2 protein-coding genes are annotated in these 2,643 nt (G+C 26.6%); both read right to left on the bottom strand.

The genetic code is table 11. From position 1 onward, the window contains the following. Positions 1-926: 926 nt before the first annotated feature. Positions 927-1,379 (bottom strand): DUF5063 domain-containing protein, encoded by a 453-nt coding sequence (locus GFJ99_RS13130; RefSeq protein ID WP_153209483.1) that lies wholly within the window; start codon positions 1,377-1,379, stop codon positions 927-929. 171 nt (positions 1,380-1,550) lie between these two features. Then, complete coding sequence (locus GFJ99_RS13125; RefSeq protein WP_153209481.1) at positions 1,551-2,570, bottom strand: hypothetical protein; 1,020 nt, start codon at positions 2,568-2,570, stop codon at positions 1,551-1,553. Between the last annotated feature and the right edge of the window lie 73 nt (positions 2,571-2,643).

Below are 2,643 nucleotides of genomic sequence, written 5' to 3'. Positions count from 1 at the left end.
AACACCAAGCCATTACAAATATAACAAAACATTCCATTCAGCAGCGGATTTTCCGAAGGAAAATCCGGAAGTAGCCATTGAAGCAAACCGCTGTTGTGCAATCGCTTTTTTACAGCATTTTAATTTTTTCCTCTTCCGTTTCTTCGCTTTTTAATTTCTCTATTTTGTTATTTAGATAGTTGAATATATACGATAACAATAAAAAAGAAATTATAAAGATTGTAATATTTGTAGATAAATTAAATTCATTTTCATTTTTAGGATTCAGTTTGTAATTTCCAGCTTCTATTATTTCATATAGATTTTTTCTCCCAATTGAGTCTTTTTTTTCTAATTTTAGAATTGCTTCATAATATTTTTTTTGATTCAATAATTCTTCGTTTTGGTTTTCAAGATTCTTATACGAATTATTAATATTACTCGAAAAATAAGCAATTATTAAAAAACCAATTATATATAAAATAAATTTTATCGAAATAAGTGTTTTTAGATTCATTATGTGTTTTTCCAAAGTGTTGCACAACGTTCTGCGGCTTGCTTTCAGTGGCGTCGAACCAACACCAAGCCATTACAAATATAACAAAACATTCCATTCAGCAGCGGATTTTCCGTAGGAAAATCCGGAAATAGCCATTGAAGCAAACCGCTGTTGTAACACGTTTTTATTTATTAAATTACTTTTTTGTTTTTTCTCTGATTAACTGAAAAGTCAGAATTATAATAATTCCTATTCCGATTATCAATAATCCATATTTCAATAATCCTGTCAGAAAAAATGTAGGAAATCCACCATAACGAAGTTTACTCATTTTTTCTACGAGGTCTGGAATCAAGTCGGAATTCTCCAAAAAGAAATAGCTGACAATACATATTAAACCAATAATATAAAGTCTCACAATCTTTAAATTCTTTTTGCGCATCTTTAACTATTCTTTTTCTTTTATGAATTTCAACAGGTTAATTAAATGTTGTTCTGAATGAGCTCTCATAGAAAAATCAAATTCCCATAGTGCATCCATGTCACTTGTATTGTCCATTTTCCACTTTACAGCTAGTAAGTCTTTTATAATATCAGTTAAATCATCAAGAGCATCTCCAATTCCAATTTCTACATTCGGTTTCATTTCGTTTAAATCCAAAACCATACTATACCAATCAAATTCAGGAAAATTAGATTTTACGTTTTGTCTTATTTTTGCGTAATCAAATTCAGGCTCTTCATCATATTCTTTGTTGTCAAATTCAAATTCTACATTTAGATATTCAGAATAAATTTCAACTAATAACTTTTTCAAGACATCAATTTTGTCTGAAGTTTCAACTTTCGGGTTAATTCCGAATTCAGTTATTTGGTCTATTAATTTTCTTAATTTACTCAATTTTTCTTGGTTTGGTAAAATGTGTTACAACGTTCTGTGGCTTGCTCTCAGTGGCGTTGAGCCAACACCAAGCCATTACAAATATAACAAAACATTCCATTCAGCAGCGGATTTTCCGCAGGAAAATCCGGAAGTAGCCATTGAAGCAAACCGCTGTTGTACATAGTTTTTCTAATAGAATTCATATTTGTAAAAATATTTATTTATATTTTTTTCATTTGTTCTATAATCCTTTGTTTTTTCCTTTATGACACTACCTTTCTCATTATAATAAAATTCTTGAATTATAGATGGCTCTTGAGAGTTATATAGATATGTAATTATTTTTTTTATGTAATTATCTTTACCGTATTTATAATCATATTTATACTTAATTTGACCATCTTGTATTATAATTTCTTTTATCAGTCTATCTTTTTTATCATATTCATATAGCATTACATAATCAACTTCTTTAAGAAGTGTGTTTTTGTCTTGAGAAATTCTTACACTTTGTGAAAGCTTATTTTTATTATAAGAATATAAAAAATTAAATATATTTTGAGATTCTTCAGAAACAGAATATATTAAATGATTGTCATCATCATAAAAAGAATGTTCAATCCATTCTTTTTGATTTAAACTATTAAAAGAGATTTCTTTAATTAAATTACCAACAGAATCATATTCTTTTTCCAATTCTAAATATTTATCTGCAATTTTTTCAATTCTAATTAATTCATCATTATTTATCAGATCACTTATTGATTCAATTTTAAAGATGTATGAATATGGATTTGTATTAGTTAATTTTTCATCATCTTCAAAGTTATTGTTCCTCGAATATTTTTGTTTAATAAAACCATTTTTATCATACTCATAGTAATCAATATTTATTCCAGCGTTAGAGTGCAGATAATATGATTTTGATATTTTATTGTTTTTTTCAAAAATATTTGCTCGTATAGTTGTTAAATATTTGTTATTCCAATTTTCACCAACATATTCATTTGAATAACTAAAAACTAAATTTTTTACTGAATCAAATTCGCGAATATTTATAATTGTGTCAGATTTATACTGTGTGATTTTTTTTATCTTTTCAGGAATACTATTTTTATCAAATGTTAGTTCAATTTGATTAATTTTTGATTGACCAAATAAAACAATTTGAAAAAGAATAAATATTAATGACAGATTTGATTTAAGCATTTCATTAAAATTATGTACAACGTTTCGCGGCTTGAAAATTGTGGCGAAAAACCAGCACCAAGCCTTCACAAAT

The sequence above is a fragment of the Flavobacterium sp. LMO6 genome (assembly GCF_009495795.1).
GTDB lineage: Bacteria > Bacteroidota > Bacteroidia > Flavobacteriales > Flavobacteriaceae > Flavobacterium.
This window is presented reverse-complemented; position numbering and strand designations above follow the sequence as displayed.